Source organism: Spiroplasma endosymbiont of Melanargia galathea (assembly GCF_964031075.1).
In the GTDB taxonomy this organism is placed as follows: domain Bacteria; phylum Bacillota_I; class Bacilli_A; order Mycoplasmatales; family Mycoplasmataceae; genus Spiroplasma_A; species Spiroplasma_A apis.
Window position 1 is genome coordinate 188,672 of the sequence record NZ_OZ035000.1, and the last position, 22,064, is coordinate 210,735.

Annotated in this window: 21 protein-coding genes, 1 tRNA gene and 1 pseudogene; 21 read left to right on the top strand and 2 right to left on the bottom strand. The window is 27.0% G+C overall.

Annotated features, from left to right (window positions below):
• Positions 1–38: 38 nt before the first annotated feature.
• From metK to AAHM92_RS00945, 19 genes and pseudogenes are all read left to right on the top strand, one after another.
• Positions 39–1,187 (top strand): methionine adenosyltransferase, encoded by a 1,149-nt coding sequence (gene metK / locus AAHM92_RS00855; RefSeq protein WP_500222606.1) that lies wholly within the window; start codon positions 39–41, stop codon positions 1,185–1,187.
• Positions 1,188–1,847 (top strand): copper homeostasis protein CutC, encoded by a 660-nt coding sequence (locus AAHM92_RS00860; RefSeq protein ID WP_500222608.1) that lies wholly within the window; start codon positions 1,188–1,190, stop codon positions 1,845–1,847. It abuts the gene before it with no gap.
• On the top strand, positions 1,847–3,160 hold the full coding sequence (trmFO, locus tag AAHM92_RS00865; RefSeq protein WP_500222610.1) for a methylenetetrahydrofolate--tRNA-(uracil(54)-C(5))-methyltransferase (FADH(2)-oxidizing) TrmFO: 1,314 nt from the start codon (positions 1,847–1,849) through the stop codon (positions 3,158–3,160). Before AAHM92_RS00860 ends, trmFO begins: the two co-directional genes overlap by 1 nt.
• A 354-nt stretch (positions 3,161–3,514) precedes the next feature.
• Positions 3,515–3,605, top strand: a tRNA-Ser gene (locus AAHM92_RS00870).
• 140 nt (positions 3,606–3,745) lie between these two features.
• Complete coding sequence (locus AAHM92_RS00875) at positions 3,746–4,384, top strand: hypothetical protein (protein WP_023788936.1); 639 nt, start codon at positions 3,746–3,748, stop codon at positions 4,382–4,384.
• Position 4,385: 1 nt separating this feature from the next.
• The gene (gene proS, locus AAHM92_RS00880; protein ID WP_500222612.1) at positions 4,386–5,810 is read left to right on the top strand and encodes a proline--tRNA ligase; all 1,425 of its coding nucleotides are present in this window, start codon (positions 4,386–4,388) and stop codon (positions 5,808–5,810) included.
• A gap of 148 nt (positions 5,811–5,958) precedes the next feature.
• On the top strand, positions 5,959–6,666 hold the full coding sequence (locus tag AAHM92_RS00885) for a glycerophosphodiester phosphodiesterase (RefSeq protein WP_500222614.1): 708 nt from the start codon (positions 5,959–5,961) through the stop codon (positions 6,664–6,666).
• Positions 6,667–6,691: 25 nt separating this feature from the next.
• Positions 6,692–8,089, top strand: a complete 1,398-nt coding sequence (locus AAHM92_RS00890) for an MFS transporter (protein WP_500222616.1) — start codon at positions 6,692–6,694, stop codon at positions 8,087–8,089.
• A gap of 450 nt (positions 8,090–8,539) precedes the next feature.
• On the top strand, positions 8,540–9,073 hold the full coding sequence (locus tag AAHM92_RS00895; RefSeq protein WP_023788940.1) for a DUF402 domain-containing protein: 534 nt from the start codon (positions 8,540–8,542) through the stop codon (positions 9,071–9,073).
• 724 nt (positions 9,074–9,797) lie between these two features.
• The gene (locus AAHM92_RS00900; RefSeq protein WP_500222618.1) at positions 9,798–10,082 is read left to right on the top strand and encodes a helix-turn-helix domain-containing protein; all 285 of its coding nucleotides are present in this window, start codon (positions 9,798–9,800) and stop codon (positions 10,080–10,082) included.
• Between the two features lie 272 nt (positions 10,083–10,354).
• Positions 10,355–10,639 carry a hypothetical protein gene (locus AAHM92_RS00905; protein WP_500222620.1) on the top strand — a complete coding sequence of 95 codons (285 nt, stop codon included), beginning with the start codon at positions 10,355–10,357 and terminating at the stop codon, positions 10,637–10,639.
• Positions 10,591–10,716: pseudogene (locus AAHM92_RS00910) on the top strand (hypothetical protein); the annotation flags it as partial. The gene AAHM92_RS00905 and the pseudogene AAHM92_RS00910, both read left to right, overlap by 49 nt.
• Positions 10,717–10,728: 12 nt before the next feature.
• On the top strand, positions 10,729–10,980 hold the full coding sequence (locus AAHM92_RS00915; protein ID WP_500222621.1) for a hypothetical protein: 252 nt from the start codon (positions 10,729–10,731) through the stop codon (positions 10,978–10,980).
• 330 nt (positions 10,981–11,310) lie between these two features.
• Positions 11,311–12,048 (top strand): hypothetical protein, encoded by a 738-nt coding sequence (locus AAHM92_RS00920; protein ID WP_500222622.1) that lies wholly within the window; start codon positions 11,311–11,313, stop codon positions 12,046–12,048.
• A 30-nt stretch (positions 12,049–12,078) separates the two neighbouring features.
• Positions 12,079–12,429 carry a hypothetical protein gene (locus AAHM92_RS00925; protein WP_500222624.1) on the top strand — a complete coding sequence of 117 codons (351 nt, stop codon included), beginning with the start codon at positions 12,079–12,081 and terminating at the stop codon, positions 12,427–12,429.
• Positions 12,430–12,929: 500 nt separating this feature from the next.
• Positions 12,930–13,625 (top strand): hypothetical protein, encoded by a 696-nt coding sequence (locus AAHM92_RS00930; protein ID WP_500222626.1) that lies wholly within the window; start codon positions 12,930–12,932, stop codon positions 13,623–13,625.
• A 52-nt stretch (positions 13,626–13,677) separates the two neighbouring features.
• Positions 13,678–15,330, top strand: coding sequence for a hypothetical protein (locus tag AAHM92_RS00935; protein WP_500222628.1), 1,653 nt, complete (start codon positions 13,678–13,680; stop codon positions 15,328–15,330).
• 159 nt (positions 15,331–15,489) lie between these two features.
• A complete protein-coding gene (locus AAHM92_RS00940) occupies positions 15,490–16,956 on the top strand; it encodes a hypothetical protein (RefSeq protein WP_500222629.1) in 1,467 nt (488 codons plus the stop codon).
• 14 nt (positions 16,957–16,970) lie between these two features.
• Positions 16,971–17,708 carry an ABC transporter ATP-binding protein gene (locus tag AAHM92_RS00945; RefSeq protein ID WP_500222630.1) on the top strand — a complete coding sequence of 246 codons (738 nt, stop codon included), beginning with the start codon at positions 16,971–16,973 and terminating at the stop codon, positions 17,706–17,708.
• A 147-nt stretch (positions 17,709–17,855) separates the two neighbouring features.
• On the opposite strand, the gene AAHM92_RS00950 is transcribed toward AAHM92_RS00945, so the two are convergent.
• Both AAHM92_RS00950 and AAHM92_RS00955 read right to left on the bottom strand, forming a co-directional pair.
• Entirely contained in the window at positions 17,856–18,020 is a 165-nt protein-coding gene (locus AAHM92_RS00950; RefSeq protein WP_500222632.1) for a hypothetical protein, read from the bottom strand.
• 188 nt (positions 18,021–18,208) lie between these two features.
• The gene (locus AAHM92_RS00955) at positions 18,209–19,087 is read right to left on the bottom strand and encodes an ROK family protein (protein ID WP_500222633.1); all 879 of its coding nucleotides are present in this window, start codon (positions 19,085–19,087) and stop codon (positions 18,209–18,211) included.
• A 147-nt stretch (positions 19,088–19,234) separates the two neighbouring features.
• Between AAHM92_RS00955 and lepA the strand changes: the two genes are divergently transcribed.
• Both lepA and AAHM92_RS00965 read left to right on the top strand, forming a co-directional pair.
• Positions 19,235–21,037: a translation elongation factor 4 gene (gene lepA, locus AAHM92_RS00960; protein ID WP_500222635.1), complete on the top strand. Its 1,803-nt coding sequence runs from the start codon at positions 19,235–19,237 to the stop codon at positions 21,035–21,037.
• A gap of 134 nt (positions 21,038–21,171) precedes the next feature.
• The gene (locus tag AAHM92_RS00965; RefSeq protein WP_500222637.1) at positions 21,172–22,008 is read left to right on the top strand and encodes a hypothetical protein; all 837 of its coding nucleotides are present in this window, start codon (positions 21,172–21,174) and stop codon (positions 22,006–22,008) included.
• Positions 22,009–22,064 lie beyond the last annotated feature (56 nt).

Genomic DNA, 22,064 nt, shown 5'->3' on the forward strand with positions numbered 1-22,064 from the left:
TAACTTTAAATGTGTCCCTTCTTAGTGGGACTTTTTTAATGAGGAGAGATTATATGAAAAAATATTTTACAAGTGAATCTGTATCTGAAGGTCACCCAGATAAGTTATGTGATCAAATATCGGATGCAATCCTAGATGCTTGTTTAGAACAAGACAAAGAGTCTAGAGTTGCATGTGAAACTCTAGCAACTGCGAACTTTATTATTGTTACTGGAGAGATTACAACGAAAGCAGTTGTAAATTACGAAGAAGAGGTTCGAAAGATATTAAGACGTATTAATTATAAAAGTGAAACAACTGGAATTGATGCAGAAAAATGTGAAGTTATTATAAAGCTAAAGGAGCAATCACCAGATATAGCTCAAGGAGTGGATGGTGATGAACAAGGTGCTGGCGATCAAGGAATTATGTTTGGTTATGCAATTAAGGAAACCGAAACTTTTATGCCTTACTCAATTCAACTAGCTCATGATTTAGTTCACATGGCTTCAAAGTTAAGAAAAGCGGGCATATTCAAATATGCACAGCCAGATATGAAATCACAAGTTACTATGGACTATACAAACCCAAATAATCCATCTATTTCAACTATTTTAATGTCAGTTCAACATGATGAAGATTATAACAAAGAGGAGTTTGAAACATTCATTAAAGAAAACATTATGAATGTGATAGCTAAGCGACATGGATTGAATACAGATTTCACAGTTTTGATAAATCCAACTGGTAAATTTGTTATTGGTGGACCTTTGGGAGATGTTGGTTTGACAGGTAGAAAAATTATTGTCGACACATACGGAGGTTTTGCTAGACACGGTGGTGGGGCTTTCTCTGGAAAGGATCCTTCAAAAGTAGATAGAAGTGCAGCTTACATGTGTAGGTACGCAGCTAAAAACTTAGTTGCTGCTGGGTTAGCTAATCAAGTTGAAATACAAGTTAGTTATGCAATTGGTAAACCAAACCCGATTTCAATCCACATAGAAGCTTTCGGAACTAATAATGTTTCAATGCCAGTGTTGTATAAAGCTTTGTTGGAAAATTTTGACTTCAAAGTAAAACACATAATAGACCACTTAGATTTAAAAAAACCTATTTATTTTAGAACATCTAAGTATGGGCATTTTGGGAAAAAAGAATTCTCTTGAGAAAAACTGGATAAAGTTAGAGAGCTTGAGGCATATTTATAAATGTTTCTAGAAGTTATTGCTCAAAACTTAGAAGATGTTATTTTAATCAATAAAACTAAAGCAAGTAGAATTGAACTTTGTGCAAATTTAGAACAAGGTGGGTTCACTCCTTCGTACAAAATAATTAAAGAGGTTTGTGATTATTCTAAACTACCTGTTAATGTAATTGTGAGACATAAAAATAATAACTTTCTTTCTGAAAAAGAAGAAGTGTCATTGATACTAAAAGATATTGAATATATTAAAAGTACTAAGGCTAACGGTATAGTAATCGGGTTGCTTAATGAAAACCTTTCTGTAGATGTAGAATTTCTCAAGAAGGTGATAGAAATAAAAGAACATTTGACAATAACTTTTCATAAAGCCTTCGATCATGTGAAAGACTTTTTAAAAGAATATAAAATTCTAAATGCCCTAGGCATAGATTTCGTTTTGACTTCCGGTGGTCCAACACTAAATATAAACATCATAAAAGAAATGAAAAAATTGAATTTAAAAACTAAAATTTTAATTGGTGGAGGTGTAACTTTGAATAATGTTAAAGATTTAAAAAAAAGCTCGAAATATATCCATATAGGTACTGCGGCAAGAGTAAACAATAGTTTTAATAATGATATTAGTATAGAAAATATTAACTCTATATTAGGTGTTGTTCAATAATGGAAGTCATTATTGTAGGAGCTGGACTTGCGGGGTGTGAAGCAGCATTACAACTAGCTAATAAAGGAATTAAAGTTAAACTCTATGAAAAGAAAAAAACAAAGAAAAATGAAATACAAAAAAGTGATTTTTTTGCAGAGTTAGTTTGTTCAAATACATTTAGAAGTATGTCAACTCAAAACGCGGTTGGGATTTTAAAAAAAGAGTTAGAATTATTTAACTCCTTTATTTTAGATTGTGCATACAAAACTGCAATACCTTCTGACGATGCTTTGGCAGTTGATAGAGAAGCATTCTCTTTATTAGTTGAAAAACTAATCAGAGAAAATGAAAATATTGATATCATAGAAGAAGAGTTTAAAGAGTTTGATGAAAAAATCATTACTCTAGTAACTTGCGGTCCTTTGATAACTCCTGAGTTTCAAAATAAGATAAATGAGTTAATTGGTAATCAAAAACTATTCTACTTAGATGCTTCTTCACCAATCATAGAAAAAAACTCTATCGATTTTTCAAAAGTTTATTACAAATCAAGACATGGTGATGATAAAAGTTATATTTGTATACCATTAGATGAGAAAGATTTTGAAGCATTCCATTCAAAGTTAGTTGATGCAGATGTAGTAAAACTAAAAGACTTTGAAAAAGAGATTTATTTTACTGGTTGTCAACCAATTGAACAATTAGCAAAAGTATCAAAAAAAAGTTTATTGAATGGTCCGATGTCGCCAAATAATTTAGAAAATAATAAAGGTGTTAAACCATACGCAGTAGTTCAATTAAGAAAAGATGATGCAATGGATAATCTTTATAATATGGTTGGATTTCAAACTAACATAACATGATCAGAACAACAAAGAATATTCTCATCTTTACCGGGATTAGAAAATGCTTCTTTCAAAAGATTCGGAGTCATGCATAAAAATAATTATATTAATTCACCAAAAATTTTAAATAAAAAACTACAAGTTATGAGAAGAAAAAATATATTCTTTGCAGGTCAAATAACGGGTGTTGAAGGTTATATAGAATCTTTTTCATCTGCAATTGTAGCATCGTTGGGCATTATTAGTACGATTAAAAAAACTAAGTTTTTAGAAATACCGAGCGAAACTATTTTAGGTTCATTAATAAATTATATTACTAACCCAAAGATAAAAAAGTTGAAACCAATGAAAGCAAATTTAGGAATAATAAAACAAGATTTCGGTATCTTCCCTACTAAAGAAGAAAAAAATAACTTTATTTATAACAGAAGTATAAAAGTCTTAAAACAATATTTAAAACAAGTTGAATGAAGTTTAAAAGTATAAGGGTATTTCTTTTGTTCTTAGCTGAAACTCACATAAAATTCAAACACTATATAATTTATATATAAACTATATTGTAAGTCGAAGAGATAAAATATTTGATTATTATCTAAACTATAAAATGTGCAATAAGAGTTTTGTAAACTTCTCACCCGAATACCTTAAGTCTCAATTTTACAAAAAAATTAAACTTTTTTTCAAAATATAACTTATCTAAAAACACAAACGATTCTGTTATGTTGATCGTTTTACAACTTATAAGTTAACGAAATTATTGTTATTAATGTGGCAATAAAAAACGAGCATTTTTCATAATTTTATAGCAATATAAAAAAATTTGTTATAATCTTTTTGTATGGATTGATACTCAAGTTGGTGAAGAGGGCACCCTGCTAAGGTGTTAGGTCGGGCAACCGGCGCGAGAGTTCGAGTCTCTCTCAATCCGCCATTTAGAAAATACAATTCTCCGTAGTTGCTAATTCGCAAAACGGAGTTTTTTTATGAAAACAATTAAGAAATATATATATATATAATTTATTTAAAATATTTTTTATAAAGTAAAATATTTATAGTTAAAGGGGTAATAGTATGGCTAAAAAAGAACTTAAAGAGAATAAAAAGAAAAATACAAAAAAGAAAACTAAAGACGAGAAAGGCCCGATTATCGACTTAAAAGAAGGAGCACCTAAAAAAGGTTTATTTAAAAAAATTGTTGCTGGGAAAAATGAACAAAAAAAAGTGTTACAAATAATAAAAAATAAAAAAATTGCAAATTTATACTTTTATACTGATGTTAATAATATACTTCTAATCCTAGAAAATGGAATTAGACTTGTTAAAGACCAACAACTTAAATCTAATGAGGAGTATGTTGTTTGAACTTATCTTGAAAATAATAATTCTGTAGGTATGGAGTTTGATTCTTCATCAAGAGCTCATTTTTGAAAATGGGCTAGTGAAGCAAACGTAGATGTTGAAAAAATATCTGTAGTAGGTATAAATCCACAAACCCTAGCTAAATTAACAAAAAAAGATTGAGCATATGATCAAGTAGCAAACATAGTGTACGTTTATGAAAAAATACCTGTGGAAGCGATCGATTTTATAATGATTAAAGATAAGGCTAATCTAAAGCGTATTCAAACATATGTCCAAGCTAATGAAATCGAAATTGATGTTTACTTTGGTGAAACAGGAAACATAGAAAAAAAGAATGAGGCAAGTTAAAATGACCCAAAAAATTGAAAAAATAACACCAAGAGATGAAAACTTCTCCCAATGATATACTGATGTAGTAAGAAATGCCGGTTTGATAGACTATGGACCAGTTAAAGGAACCATGATATTCAAACCTTATGGTTACGCAATTTGAGAAAACATACAAAATATATTAGATAAAGAATTTAAAAAAGTAGGAGTAAATAATGTTTACTTCCCATTATTGATACCAGCTAGTTTATTTAACAAAGAAAAAGATCACATTGATGGTTTTGCTCCTGAGGTTGCTACCGTAACTAAAGTAGGGGACAAGCAATTAGCAGAAGACTTATATATCAGACCAACAAGTGAAGTTTTAATGGCAGAACATTTTGCTAAAGAAGTAAAATCTTATCGTGATCTTCCATTGATTTATAATCAATGAGTAAATGTTATGCGCTGAGAAAAAACTACAAGACCTTTTCTAAGAACTAGTGAGTTTTTATGACAAGAAGGACATACTGTTCACTCAAGTAGTGATGAAGCAAGAGATTTCACATTAAAGATTCTTGATATATATAAAAAGTTTGCGATAGAGGTTTTGTTATTACCAGTTATAAGTGGTAGAAAAACAGAAAAAGAAAAGTTCGCGGGTGCTAAAGAAACGTATACTATTGAATCTCTTATGCACGATGGGCAATCACTTCAGGCTGGTACTAGTCATTTTTTTGCAGATAACTTTGCAAAAGCATTTGACATTAAATTCCAAAACAAAAATCAAGAAGAAGAGTTTGCATATTCATCAAGTTGAGGAGTTTCAACAAGACTTATAGGTGCAATAATAATGACACACTCAGATGACTATGGTCTTGTTATTCCGTCAAAAATATCTCCTATACAAGTACAAATAATAAATATAAATAACTCTGAGGAAGTTGAATCTAGATCAAACGCTATATTTGAAGAGTTATCACAAAGCTATCGTGTTTATATTGACAGGTCAGAAAAAAGTTTTGGTTACAAAATCTCTGAGGCAGAAATTAGGGGTGTGCCAATAAGAATTGAAGTTGGTCCAAGAGATTTAGCAAATGGAGTAGTGACAGTTTCAAGAAGAGATATTAAATCAAAAGTGAGTATTAAGTTTGATGACATCAAAAGTTATATTGATGAACAAATTGTTGAGTTTGACAGAAACATTTATCAAATAGCTTTAGATAATAGAATCAATAGAACATCAAAAGCAGATTCTATTACAGAGTATCAAGATATTTTGAATACAAAACAAGGTTTTGTGTTAGTTCCGTTTTGCGGTGATATCACTTGTGAAAATGATATTAAAGAAAAAACACAAACCAACTCAAGATGTATACCTGATGATGTTGAACAAGTTAAATCAAATTGCTTTAACTGTAAAAAGGAATCAAATTATATGGTTTATTTTGCGAGGTCATATTAAAAATAACTACTAAGGTTTAAAAATTTTGAAAAAAGTTTTTTTAAAAGCCTTAGTTTTTTTTTATTTTTTGGTATGAATAGAAAGGTTAGGAGTTTTATATTAAAAGTAATAACAAAAAAAAGAAAAGCGAAAGAAATGAGGTAGAAAAATGTTAGTTGCACATAGAGGTTTTAGATCAATGAATGGTGAGAATCGAATGGTTGATTTTGAAAACGCATTGAAGTATTGCAAGGCTGTTGAGTTCGATATTCGCATCACAAAAGATAAAAAAATAATAATATTTCATGATCACAATTTTTCAAGAATAGGAGATTGTAAAGAAAGGGTAAAGTCGTTAACCTATGAAGAAATAAAAAATATAGACTTTTTTAAAAATAATAAAGAATTTTTACCACCATTATTTATAGAAGATTTTGTTGATAAATTAGCTTTCAAGTATTCAATGATTAATGTTGAAATAAAACCTGATAGGTATAGCATTCAAGACTTTAACATAATAAAGGAAGCTCTTTTGATTTTGAGAAAAAAAACACAAGCAGAAATTATCGTATCGTCTTTTGGAGTTTCTTGTTTGGAGTTTATAAATAAACTTCCGGTCGAATTTAAAAAAGCTTATTTAGCGGTAGGCTTAGGAAATATTGATTACTCCCTTTTAAAAAATTTTGATTATCTTAATTTGTGTATAACAACATTAAAACAAAAGAAAAATATCTCAATCATAAAACAAATTAATATGCCATTGAATATATGAACTTTTAAAAATAATGAGGAAGTTAAGCTGATGATTAGTTATTATGGTTTAGATCTTATTCATAGTTTTATTAGCGATGTATCAGACTTAGATGTTGATATTTAATTTTACTTAAAAGGAGGGAGTATTTATGAAAAACAAAGTAATTAATAATACAAATAAAATTAGTAGAAAAACAGTTGGTATAATATCCATTCTAGCCCTTGCGGATGTTTTGGTTATGGCTGCACCTTTCTATTTGAAAAACGTTATGTCCTCTGTGTTGATCGCACAGTCCTTAGGGATTCAAGCTTCGGAGTTTTCACAGGCAACATCGATTTATGGTTACGTATCATTACTTAGTTATTTTGTAGGTGGTTATTTCGCGGATAAAATAAGTTTGAAAAAGTTAACCTTAATAGGTCTTTTCACGAGTGGACTTGTTGGTATTTGATACGGATTTATACCCTTTATAAGTTCTGGAAAACTAGTACAAGTATATGTTATTTTCTCCTTATGAAGTTTTATAACTTGTTTTATATTTTGAAGTGCTTTATGAAAGTTGTTATCTGAACAAGGAACACCAGAACAAAATGGAAAGCTTAATGGTGTACATGGTAGCTTAAACGGTTTAATTGGTTGTTTTGTTATTGGTTTAGCATATCTATTATTTTGACTATTTAGCTCAGTTTGAAAAAATAGCTTAGGAAGTTGAGCATTCTCGGGTTTAGTATTTGTACTTTGTGTTTTAATATTTATGAATTGTATATTACTGTACTTTTTTGTGCCTGAATTAAAAAAGGATAAGATTGCTCAAAGTAACCAATTTGATATAAAAAGTTTTTCGAGTGTTTTGAAAAATTACAAAATTTGACTAGTGACACTTCTTATTATGGGGGTCTATATGTATCAATCTGGTTTAAGCGTGTTTGTAACCTTCATTCAAGATGCACTAGGTGTAACAGCGATAATAGTAATAATTCTTGGGGTTTGTAGAACCTACTTGTTTAGATTTCTTTTCTCAACATCCGCTGGTAAAATTGCTGACAAAAGTCAAAAATACATTCTATTTATCATCATAGGATTAATAATTGCATCGATATTATGTATTACAGCAACATTACTTCCCGGTTTTACATCAGAGTCCTTTAATAATATGTCTAAAGGAGTCAAAATTGCTATACAAGTAATTGTAAGTGGTCTTTATTTAATGCTTGGGATAACTTGTTGAGCATTAGTAACAAATAGATGAGCTACAATTTATGAGATAAACATAGATCATAAACATTACGCTCTTTCTGTTGGATTTATATCATTTATAGCTTTCTCACCTGATGCTTGGTTTTGACAACTAGACTCAATTATGCTTAAAAATTTAGGCACTGAGGCTGGTTACTCAACTAATAAACTAGCTAATCAGGCAAGTCTATTAATAATCACAATTATTGGTTTGATTGCCACATTAGCTGGTGTCTTACTTCTAATATGCCTGAAAAAGAGAGAAAAAGAATTAATGATACTCAAAGACAACAATCAAATGTCAAATTAGATTTATAGAAATCCTATAATATTGATTTCGATAATAAAAAACAGATTTTTAAAATCTGTTTTTTTTATATTTTAAATATAAGGTTTTATGAACGCAAAACCTTTTAAATTTAATTTTGTGAATCTTATATCAGAGTATTGAAAGCATCTTACATAATATAATATATATAATCAATCTAGCCACTTCGATTCATAATTTTAGGAAATATTTATTAGATGCCTTATTTTTTATAATATTTCTGCAGACTTTATAAAACAAACAAACGAAAGTCTTTAATGAATTTTCTAAAAACTAAAAAGCTAAGTATAAAATATTTAAAGTAAAAATCCGCACTTTTGTTTATTATGTAAAAATAGAATAATGTTATATAATAATTTTGTGCCTAATTTAAAGTATTGTATTTTTAAATAAATAATTATAAAGAATAAGAATGAAAGGGGGGTTTTACCTATGAATAAAGTAAAACCAGGACAATCAGTTCTTGTTCATGCATATAAGCATAATGGAAGTTTATATAGATGTTGGGAGAGTGTAAAAGTTCTCGAAGCCAATGATGACCGTATTATTTTAATTAACGAAGAAGTTTTAATTACTGAGTTAAGTGGTAGGAAATGAAAAACAAACGAACCAGCAATTTGAGTTTTCTATAAAAAAAATTGGTACAATGTAATATGTATGTTTAAAGAGCGCGGAATTAATTACTACTGTAATTTAGCATCACCGTATATTATCGAAGAAAATACAATTAAGTACATTGATTATGACTTAGATATAAAAGTTTTTAATGATGGAAGTTTTAAAATTTTAGATTTAAAGGAATTCAATAGAAATCGTTTAGCATTTAACTACTCACGTTCTATAATAGAAGTGGTTTGAGAAACAGTTGATGTTCTTAAGAAAAAAATTAAAGCTAAAAAAGATGAATTTGATCACGATTATGTCAAAGGATTGTGATCAGAGTACGAAAATAAATGAAAAAAATAAAAACCGATTGTTATTAAAAACTGTATCAAAAACAAAAGCGAAAGATGCACTCTTCATATGATATTCGTATGAAGTTTTTTTTATTCATTTAATATAATTATTTTGATGATGTCTAAAGCGTGTTTAATCAAAAAAACAAGCTATGAAAATTGATAGATATCAATAAATAGGTTTATCTAAAGGTGTTTTGCTATAATTCATATTAGTTAGACGACTTAAAACTTTTAGTAATTTTTTTATCATTTAGGAGCTAAGTTTTATAAGTTTGATGATTTCGTTGTAACGGGATCGCATTAATGAATAACTTAGCCTTTATGTTTATTAATAAGTCAGTTTCCAAAAAACCCCAGTTAATGTTGATTATTTAATTTCTTTCAACTGAAAGAGTATTTTTCTTTTGGGTATGATTATAACGAAAATATAAGGTCAACGCATTGGACTTATCAAAACTTTATATAATCTAGTTACCAACCTTTTATTTGATAATTTTCTAAACTGATTTTTTTAGTTATTCTAAACTCTTATATTACTAATTAGTGTATTACAAATAAATAGTCTTATTGTTTTAAAAAAACATTTTGTATACTTTAAAGGGTCACCCCAAACAACACAAAAATTATGTATATAATTTTTATTAGAGGGTTCTTTTTTATGGTTAAAACAAAACTATTTACTGCAGATGAAAAAATGAAAATAGTAAGTGAATTTTTATCATCTGACATAAGTGCAAAAAATAGCAAAAAAATATAATATTAAACAACCATGAACTATTTATCAATGACAAAATAGGTATATAACCAGTGGGATCTCTGGTTTATTTGATCAAAAAAGAGGTAGAAAATCCAATATTGAAAAACAAAAAAACTTCGAAAACATAAAACAAGAGTTAAATTTTTTAAGAAAAGAGATGCAAAATAAAAATAAGGAAAATAGAGAGTTAATTTATAAGGTCGAAATTATGGAAAAGTTCATAGCATCTCTAGTAAAGAATTTAAAAAACAAAAAATAAACATTGAATTTTATAAAATAATAAGTAAATACTTGCAAAAAAATATAAAACTATCATGATTATTAAATCTATTAAACATTAACTTTAAAACTTATAAAAGTTGAGTTAATAATGGTTTGAAAGATTAAAAAACAAAAAGAAATACTTCTTATGATTTATTCATAAAACTAGTATTTAATGATTTTGACTTAAAAAATGGTACACACCTTAAATGAGGGCATAAAAAAATAGCTTTAAAATTCAGTATTGGTAGAAAAACAGTTTTAAGTTCAATGAAAAGTCAAGGATTTTTTCCTGATAATTGTGAAAAAAGTAGAAAGTGAAAATCTTATGTTAGTGGCAAAAAAGAACCTGTAAATACTGCTCCAAATTTATTGAAAAGTCCAATTACTGGTAAAGTAGAATTTTTTGCTTTAAGACTATTGGAAAAAATATGTTTAGATATATTAGAATTTAAGTTTAGTGACTCTAAATTATATATTTTACACATATTGATGTTTATTCTAGATTACCTTTTAAAACTTATTTTTCAAGTAATCAAACTACAAAAGAATTAATAAAATCACTATATATATTAAAAAATAACTACAATATAAATAATTCAATTATCCATACAGATAGAGGAGCCCAGTTTAGATGTATTAATATGATGAATTTTTGTAAAGCAAATAAAATAAAACAAAGTATGACGGATGGTTATGCTTTATGACAAAACGCAATAGTAGAAACATTCTTTAATAGCTTCAAACAGAATTATCTTAAAGGATATAAATTTTCAAACAAAAAAGAATTTTTAACTTGAATGGAAAATTGTATTTGAAACTATTCAAACAATAGAATAGTAAATAAATTAAAAATTGCTCCTATAGAAATGTACAAGAGTAATTTGTTAAAATAATTGTAGTTTGGGGTGACCCTTTACTTGATAGAATATGTTTTTTTATCCAATGATTTTTTAATAATAGCTATTGATATTTTGATACTTCGATATGTAAAAAACATTGGAGCAATCCTAATGTCGTCATAGAAGTAATTCTTTATTTAAAAAATTAAAGTTTTTTATCATTATATATCAGAAGTAAACTTTTCTTATTTTTTAAATTATTTTTTATAATTTAAAAAATATATATAACTATTTAGAGATTAGTTTTTTTTTTGATAAAATGCTAATAAGTTTTTAAAAAACGAAAGAGGAGTAAATATGTTTTCAAAATAATAACAAATTTAAGTGATTTGGAACAATCTTACTATTATTATCATCTGTAATTTTTTTATTTTTGCAACTAAAAATAAAATTGAATTTACAAAAAAAGTAGAATCAAATATATCAATCAAATCTAAATTGAGTGACGAGTCACAAAAATTAGATTATCTTTTTCAAAAGAATTATAGTTCTAGATCATTAAACGTTTTTTATTCAGATGTTGCTTACATTTATATTGTTTATGATAAAGAAAGCCATCGTTTATTTTTTGATATTAATTCGTTAATAAAAGAAGGAGCAACAAGTGAATTTATTGATATATTCACATCAGATTCATTTTTAAAAGAATCAAATTATTCATTCAAGCAAGGAATTTTTACAGTTAATTCCGATGGAACTGTTCATAATGAATTACAAGAATATGTTTATACTCAAAATAATGCATTGTTATCCAGAAGTGTATCAAATTACAGTTGAGGTAGTATTGAGTACAGATGATATTGGTTTATTAAATATAATTTAACTTTAACTTCAGAAAGTCTAAAAAAGGTTACAATATCACTAGGGTCTGCAACAAGCCTTGCTGGTGTTGTGTCATGAGTTTTAAGTGGTGTACCATATGCTGGTATAATTTTAAAAATTGTTTCAATAGTTATTTCTTACATATTTGGAAATGTAGCTACAGCTTTAGCTATTGATAAAGGTAGAGGTGTTAAATTTACTGTAATAGGAATATTTGTAGTAAATAAAGAAGCTTTATAATTACATACTAAATAATGGAAAGGAATTTTTATGAAAAATTCAAAAAGAAAGCCATCAGCTAAATTTTATTTATCTTCAATTTTATTTTTAGATATTTTCGGGTTTGGAATATTTATAGCTGGACTTTTTCAAATTATCAACGAAAATACAATTTATGGAGAAAAATTGAATGTTGGACTCATATTTTTAGACTCTTTTGTGCCCTTTATTTCAACTTATGTCTTAAGTGTATACATAAGAATAAAATATAAATCCTATTTTATAAGTAGTACAGATAAATCGGAAAGAAAAAAATACACGATTTTTTCTTTTATTTTTATAATAAATTTTTTTGCAACAATTTATTTTTACATTAAAAATAAAAACAAACACGAAGTTTAATAGTGTTAGTTATCTAACATTTATAAGGAATAAACAACTTTTAAAAACGTTTTTAGGAGAAAAAATGTGAAAAAAATTATTAAGTGTATTAGGAGCAGTAGGATTATTACCTTAAACTAGGAGTGTTATTGCATGTAATACAAAAAGTGAAGATAACAATGAAAAATCTGAAACATATGACGATTTACTTAAAAATACAAATTATTAGACTGATAAAAATATTTTGTTAATTATAGATTATAAAAATATTCTGTCAAATATAGAGTAGGATTATACTCACTTTATTTTGAAATGTGTTTTTTATTATAAATCAAAAACAAATCTTAGAAGTTTTAATGACACAAAATATTTTATTATTTACTTTTGTTTATAGTTAAATATAAACAACTTTTATTTTAATAAAGACTTTTTATGAAGTATAGGAATATAATTAAAATGTCATTATGTATCAAAATGTTACTATATTTTTTTTATATGTGTGTTGTTCTGGAGGAAAAGTTATGATTAATAAAAGTTTATTATATTTTATAAGTTTATTTCCCTTGTTTGTAAATAATAATCTTAACAGTTTTGAAAGATATGTTTGTTTAACTAATAAAGATTCCAACGAATTTTTATCATCTTATGAACAAGAAGAATTGCATTTGAGTTATGCTGTCCCGATTGCTGAAGGCGATTATTCTAGAAATGGAAAAATAGCAGAGCATGATTTAACAACAAGGTCAAAGTATGCATATGCTAATAACTACTCAAGTAATAGGGAATTAATTGAAAATTTTAGACAAATTAGAATAAAATTTGATGTTAGAGTCGGAATAAATGAAAATTCGGGATCAGATTACAATTACTACGATTCATATTTATGGCTAATTGTAGACCTAAGTTCCGCAATCAATGGAGACACAAACAAACTTTCTGAATCGGGGAAGAAAACAAATAGAGAAATGTTGGTCCCTGGCTGGAAAAACAAGGAAGCTGGTTACTATACAGGTGATGATTATTATGTAACTTATGTTTTTGAGCATACAACAGGAAATTATGATAAATGAGTTTTTCTGAACACCTGCGTAGTTTTAGGAAAGTCCTTAAATTTTGAAATTAGATATAACGGTGCTTATAGATTCAGAAATGCTAGTTTTTCTAAAAAATATATAAATATATATGTAGACCCTATTATGGCAGTTTTGTCTAAATAAACACAATTAAAATTTATGAATGAAATTTTAGTATTGGTACGAAAGGTTTTTTATGAATAAAATAAATTTTTATATTTTTAAAGTTAACTTCAAAAACATCATTTTCAATAAAGTGTTTATAACAATGTTTTTCATTTTTATTTCATTATCGATGGTTATGGAACTAATATCATTTGCCAATTATTTTGACCTTAGTAATAAATATATAACTGATGTTGACCATTTATTTAATTCTGTATTCTTTTTCAAAAAGATATTTGACGTAGTATTTTTATCTGTAATTTTTATTTATATAACGTCATTACTTTTTTCAAGAGATATAAAAGAAGGAAAAACCGACTTGGAGATGAAGGGTGGAATCGGGGTTTTTCAAACTTTCATTCAAAGATGTACAATAATTTTATTTTGTATTGTTATTGTTGTTGTATCTAATTTTATCTTGCAAAGTATCTTGACATTCACAATAAGTAATTTATTTATTGAGTCAAAACTAAAACTAATAAGTTTTCTAGGTTATCAGTTTTTGATTGTATTTTTAATCTCAACTTTCACATTCTTGACATTAATGATTATGGATAATAAGTTTGCACTTTGTTTGATGGGAATAATAGCATGTGTAGTTTCAGTATCACATGTTATAGGAAGTACTGTTTATACAAAAAATAGCGAGCTGTATAACTATGAAACAAATTATTTTACTCTTTATAAACGTAATGATTTTTATAAAAAAATTACACAAGATGAAAACTTTAAAGACATTTTCACTGGGTTTGAAAAAGTTTATGATCACACTAAACAAGATGAAAAAATTAAGCAATATCAGTTTGGTAATTATGAATATATTTTAAATAATGAGCGCGAGTTAGCAGAAAGTCTTTTTGGAAAAAACTATATAGATTTCATTGATTATCTTAATCAAGTATTTTCTGAACATTATAAAGAGTTCAGAAACTATGATGATAGAGGTTTTAAAATTGAAGATACCTATGTTTATAATTATAGAAGGGGTTATAACCCACTTTATATAAGAACTAGAAATCCATTATATGTAATACTAAATAAAATAATTAAATTATCTAGTGATGTTAAATATCTGAACTTTTTAAATATTCTAAAAGATTACTCTAATGATTATTTAGCTTTTATGGACTTTTATAGTAGTAATGGGTCATATGACTCTCGTAGCGACTTCGACCATTTCATAAAAACAAGATATTTCGAAAGTACATTGAAAAGCTATAAGACTCCTGATCAATTGGATCTTTATTATTTTATTTCATCTATTTTTTTCACCATAACAAATAGTAATATCAATTTTCGAAAAAATTTTGAAGAAGGTAAAATAGAAGAATTGACACCTCCAAAAGAGTCATTAGAACTATTGAAAAAGGTTGCTAAATACAACCCTTTCAATCAGCTATCACAATTACAGTTTGGTAATTATTATAGTCAAAATTATAAATACTACTATGATACATTTTCGTTTTCATCAAAACAAAAAAACTTTGAAAGTCCTATTATGCCCTTGCAATATAAGTATTTGAAGAAATCATCAAATACAGAGGGTCCCTATAAAATAGGAGAACTTGAGGAAGTTACAGTCGAACCAATAAACTATACATACCTATATTTTATGTATCTATTGATTCTTACAATCGTTTGAACTTTAACATACTTTAGATATAAAAGAATATTTAAAAATTAATTTAAAAAAAGGATTTAACTTATGAAAAAAAGAACTCACAAGATTGATATCAATTTATACTTGCTCAAATTTTTGTTTAAGAGAGTAGTTAAAAAATATTTATTCATGACTTTATTCTTTATGATAATTTTACTTTCATTGATTTTTGAGATAATCATTATGAAATATATCTCAAGTGAAAAATATTTTGATTATAACCCTGTCAGCATGTTTTTTAAGTTGCTATTATATAAAACAATTTTATGTTCAGTTTTTGTGATTCTGTTTTCATTTATGATAACTCAACATTTTTTATTTGACGATAGGCAAAAATCAATTTTAAGTTTAGAGATAAAATCTGGTGTTGGTTTGAATAATAGTTTGTTATTGAGGTGTATTGTAATTTTTTCTTTTATATTTTTTTTAATAATTAGTATGTTGATCGTGGACTCTATATCATTGATGTGAATACCTCACAATCTTAGATATATTCAAAAAGCAATATTAACAAAGTATAGTTTTTACATATTATTAGCAATAATAACAGTTACTGTTACTTTCTTTTTGTTAAACTTTGTAAATGAGTATTTAGTTTATATTTTAGTCGGTGTACTTTCTTTTTTCACACCTTTGTCATCTTTCTTTAATTCTTTAATTTTAGATTCTAACTCTAATTTACAAAATATACAATCTAACTCAACTTCATTAAATAATAATTCATTAATATATAAAAAACTATATAAATTAGCTAACAACTTGAATGAAGATGAAAACTTTAATAAGCTTTTCTCAATAGATTTTGATGTAAAAAATTTAAAAAACTTTTCTATCTTGCAAGGCAATCTTTTAAATGATGATTTTATGAATCTAGTTGAAAAAAAAGCTCCGGAGTTTAAAGAGTTTTTATCCTACGCACATGAATATTATTTGACAAAAGAACAGTACTTAATTAAAAATATAGATTTTAGTGACTTCATATTTAATAAAAATAATAATATTATTAATTATGATTTCTCTTATTTTTTTAACATACTAAATAGTTTTGAAAACAACATTGACAATATTAAATACAAAAAATTCATAAACTATTTTATACCGTTTTCAAAAGAGTTTTTAGTGTTAAATTCATTCTCTAAAGATATTTTTGTAGATTCAAGTGGAACAGCTAAACTTACACCCTATATTTGAAAAAGTGATATCAACAAATACGCGAACCTTGATGAGATCTCGTTATATTATTTTATATCAATGACTTTTAATTTACTTTATAATTACTCTAACAATGAAATTATAGAAACGATGTTACCTCAAAATCAAAAAGGTTTAGTTAACCAAATTAAAACTCATTTATATTTAAATCCAATGCTTTTGTATAATAACATAACATACGGTGGAATGTATAATTGAGAAAATGAGCAAATTTCAATTATCAATAATAACACTAATGAATTCTTAATATTAAGAAATTATTATGAGTTCAATCTCAAAACAAATTATGAAAACAAAACAAATTATAATATACTAAATTACAATATCAAGAACATCACAATTTTTAGTTATGAAGGATTTTATATATTTATTGTTTTAATAGCCACAGCGATTTTATATTTAAATTATTTTAGGCTTAAAAGAATATTAATCGAGTAAAGGGAGAAACAGTTATGATTGAAATAAAAAACTTGAGTAAAAAATACAAATTCAATAAAAAATCAGCCTTAGAGAATATCAGCTTTAAAATCAATGAGAAAGAAGTTTGCTTATTTTGCGGACCTAACGGAGCGGGTAAAACAACCACTATAAAAGCGCTTTTTCAAGAGTTAAATTATAAAGAGGGTGAAATTAAATACAATAATGAGATAATGTCTAACAAAGACTTGAGAGATTTTGCGTTTTTCCCAGATAGCAATAATATCCCGTTATCATTAACGGTTAGACAATATATCGAGTATATTGGTAATATACATAGGATAAATAAAAGTAAGTTAGAAGAAAAATTGTCTTTCTTAGTAGATTTTTTTGGATTAGAAGAACACATTAATAAAAAGTTGAAACAACTAAGTGGTGGATGAAAAAAAAGAGCTATCTTTGCCGGTACATTGGTCAATGAACCAAAATACATCTTTATGGATGAACCAACTGCTAATTTAGATATTGGCTCAAAAGAATATTTTGTTAGAATTGTGGAGGAACTAAATAAAAAAGGAGTAACGTTTTTTATTACCACACATCAAATCGAGGATTTCTCAGAGATAACTGATCACTTGATTTTAATTAACAAGGGAAAAATATTATATGATAAGTTTTTAGATTCTAATAAAGCTGACGCTAAAAAAATATATTTAAAATATATCAAAGATGAGTCTAAGGATGTAAAGAATATTGATAATCTATATAAATAAAATGTTCTTTTTATTTTATGAATAATCTGATTCAATAAAGAACAAGTGGATTTGTTATAATAAATAACCTAATTATAATTTAAGATACAGATGTAATATAGAATCTCTATGGTCAATTTAAAATCTTTGAAGCATGACTTGAAATTACTATATTTCATTACAAGCGTTAGTTAAATATTTATTCAATTTGAAGTTTTCTAAATCTTTTTCTAAACTTGTATTCGTTATTTTGAATATTGGGGCATAATTACTATTTATTTTTGTTTTATTTTCTCATATAAAGTATTGTCCATTTTTTTGAATATAAGACATATGGTTCCACGCTTCTAGTTAAGGTTTTTTATTTATCTCAATTTTTTCGCGTTTATGTATGACGAGATTTTTATACACATCATGTCTTTATCTTGTTATTCATACTATATAAAAAAACACCTTACTATAAATCCGAATAAAAAATATCTTTTTTTAGTTGATTTATTTCAGATGTTTATATAGGGTTCTTATTGTGAAACACATCCTAAGAGAGTTGCGTTTGTTAAATCTTTTGAGAATTCGAACTTAGTTTGGTAATTGATATCATATGTTACTCGTAATGTTCGTTTAAATATATTTTCAAAAAATTTCTTATTATTTTCTGCAACACTACCGCCCACAACAATCAACTCAGGATTGAAAAAATAGATAGCAGTTGCAAATAATTGTACTAATTTATTTTCTATTTCTTTAAAAAAATCATTAACAATTGGATTGCTATTTTGATCTAAAAGCTCAAAAGCTTGTTTTGCTGATGAGACATTAACTCCTCTTAAACTTAGTTGCTTAACTATATTATTTCCGCTTGCAAAATACTCAATACCAACTCTATCTGTATCTTCTTTTGAATTATTAAGGTCAGGTATTGCGTTTGCAATCTCACAAGCCATTGATTTGTATCCGTTAAATATTGCACCCTTGTATATGAATCCAGATCCGATACCGGTAGAAATTGTGAAATATAGAAGGCTTTCGTTATTTTTGTTACCTCTAACTACTCATTGACCTAATGCTGCAATATTTGCATCATTATTTATTGATATTTTGTTAATGTCTAAATTCAATTTTTTTGCAAGAGTAACTTTAATGTTTTTTCCATTTCAATCGGGAAGGTTTGGTGAATTTAAAATCAAACCAGTTTGTATATCTAATGGTCCCGGAGAACAAATTCCTACAAATGATATATCTTCCTCAATTTTTCAAGAAGTAATTACTTCGTAAATTTCTTGAATTGATTGGTTAAAATCATTTGGTTTTGTTTCAAATGTTTGTACAGACTCGATAACATTATTTTGAATCAACCCAACTCTTATGGTAGTACCACCAATATCTATTGCTATTTTCATATGTGACTCCTTTTAAAAAAATTTTACCAAAAATTGATAGGTGTTTAGGGTATTAAATCAAAAAAATATATTATCAAAATATCTACAAATAACAAGATATTTCTAGTAAAATGGATTAGTGTTATAAAACATTGGGGGGCAATAATAGTGGATAAATCAAAAATAAGAAACTTTAGTATAATTGCTCATATCGATCATGGTAAATCAACTTTGGCAGATAGGATTCTAGAATTAACTGGAGCTGTAGACAAACGTGATATGCAAGCGCAATTGCTTGATTCCATGGATATAGAGCGTGAAAGAGGAATCACTATAAAATTGAATTCAATTCAGTTGAGGTATAAGGCAAAAGATGGCAACGAGTATATATTCCATTTAATTGATACTCCTGGACATGTTGATTTTACATACGAAGTATCTAGAAGTTTGGCTGCATGTGAAGGAGCCTTATTGGTTGTTGATGCTAGTCAAGGTATTGAAGCCCAAACACTTGCTAATGTTTATTTAGCTATAGATAATAATCTAGAAATAATACCAATTATAAATAAAGTTGATTTACCAGCTGCAGAACCAGATAGGGTAAAAGAAGAGATTGAATCAGTTATTGGTATAGATTGTTCTAATGCTCCAATGATAAGTGCAAAAACAGGACTAAATGTTAGTGATGTTTTAGAAGCTATAGTAAACTTTATTCCGTTTCCACTAGATGCAGATGACAAAAAACCTTTGAAAGCTCTAATATTTGATTCTTATTATGATAAGTACCGTGGAGTTATGGCTTCTATAAGAATAGTTGAAGGAACAGTTAAAGTAGGACAAGAAATTAAAATGATGCAAAGTGGTGCTGTATATGAAGTAACTGAGCTAGGTGTTAAAACTCCTTTTGAAATTAAAAAAACAAGTCTTGAAGCTGGTGAAGTTGGTTGATTAGCGGCTTCTATCAAGACTGTTAGAGATGTTCATGTTGGTGATACGATCACCACAAAAGAAAATGGCGCAACAGAACCATTGCCAGGGTATAAAAAAATGAACCCAATGGTTTATTGCGGTATTTACCCAATTGATACAGCGAAATATAAAGATTTAAAAGATGCTCTTGAGAAAATTTCTTTAAGTGACGCTAGCCTTGTTTATGAAGCGGAAAGTTCACAATCACTTGGCTTTGGATTTAGATGTGGATTTTTGGGATTGCTTCATATGGATGTAATTCAAGAAAGGCTCGAGAGAGAGTATGATTTAACATTAATTGCAACTGCGCCATCAGTCGTTTACAAGATTACTCAAACTGACGGAAACATTATTGAGATCGATAATCCCGCACACTTACCAGATACCCAAAAAATTAGCACTATAGAAGAACCTTATGTAAAAGTGTCAATAATGACACCAGACCAATATTTAGGTGATTTGATGGGATTATGTCAAGATAAAAGGGGTATATATGTAGATATAGATTACATTGATGACAACCGAAGAACTTTATTCTATGAAATGCCATTAAATGAAATTGTATTTGATTTTTTCAATAAGTTAAAGTCAATTTCAAAAGGATATGCATCCTTTGACTATGAACTAATCGGTTATAAAGTCTCTAAACTTGTTAAAATGGACATTCTTCTGAATAGTGAAGTCGTGGATGCATTATCTACTATTGTCCACAAGGATTTCGCTTATCACAGAGGAAAAGTTCTTACTGAAAAACTTAAAGAAATAATACCACGTCAAAATTTTGAAGTTCCAGTACAAGCGGCAATTGGAAGTAAAATTATTGCTCGTGAAACCATTAAGGCAATGAGAAAAAATGTCCTAGCAAAATGTTATGGAGGGGACATATCACGTAAGAAAAAATTATTAGAAAAACAAAAAGAAGGTAAGAAGAGAATGAAAGCAATTGGTTCAGTAGAAGTTCCTCAAGAAGCTTTTATTGCAGTTTTGAAACTCGATGACTAATATCAAGGATAGATATATTTAAAATTGAAAGCAACAACCTTATAATTTAAACTTCTAATTAGGTAGAATTTTATTGCTATTGCTTATTCCTTAACTAAAATATATAATTAAATCAACAAGAAAGGGTATAAAGAATGAAGAAGTTTAGTTTAGTAAAAATTGTTATAACCTTATTGTCAACAGTTTTTTGTGTAATATTATTGCCCTTTTTTAGCATAAATAGTTCTCTTCAATTAGTAGTTGATACCTCAAGTATCTCAAAGTTGACTTATTTTATATTAGCATTTGGCTCATTAAATTTTATATTGTCGATTTTAATTGTTTTATTACAAAAGAAAAACACAATTATATTAAAATGATTTGGTTTTCTTAATTTATTAGCTTTAATACTAGCTTTGGCTTTTCAATTGACATTTGCACCTACATTTTTTTCTATGATCTCAATAATTTTAATTGCTGTTGACTTCGTTGTTCTTACAAGCTCTATTTATTTAAATTTTGATAACAATGTTGTTAGTCAAAAAATTAGCAATGAACAGTTTTTACAACAAGAAACTACTCAACCTAACCCTAACCAAGGTAATTTAAGAGTTCAAAATCAAAACGACGAGGATTTAAAAACAAAAATAAACAACTTGAAGTCTAGTTTGATAAAAAGTTATGACGAAGCTATTGAAGAAATTGAAAAAACTGGTTCATTAAATGGTATGGACCTTGGGGATGTTGAGATTAATAATCAAAATGAAGTTCCCAAAATAGAGCCTTTTGTCCTAACAGAAAGCCAAGAAGTAGAAGTCAAAAAAGACACAATCTCTAAAATGGAAGTTTACGAAGATGACGTCATTTGAGACAGTTTTAAAAATGACGATTATGAAAGTATTAGTTCAACTTCTTTAGCTAGAAAAGATCCTTTATCAGATGGATACAAGTTTATTTCTAGAAGAGTTCGTGAAGAAAGCGACAAGCATTAAAAGAATTTGGCAAACAACCCAAATTCTTTTTTTGAAGTTGTAGAAAAAATAGATGG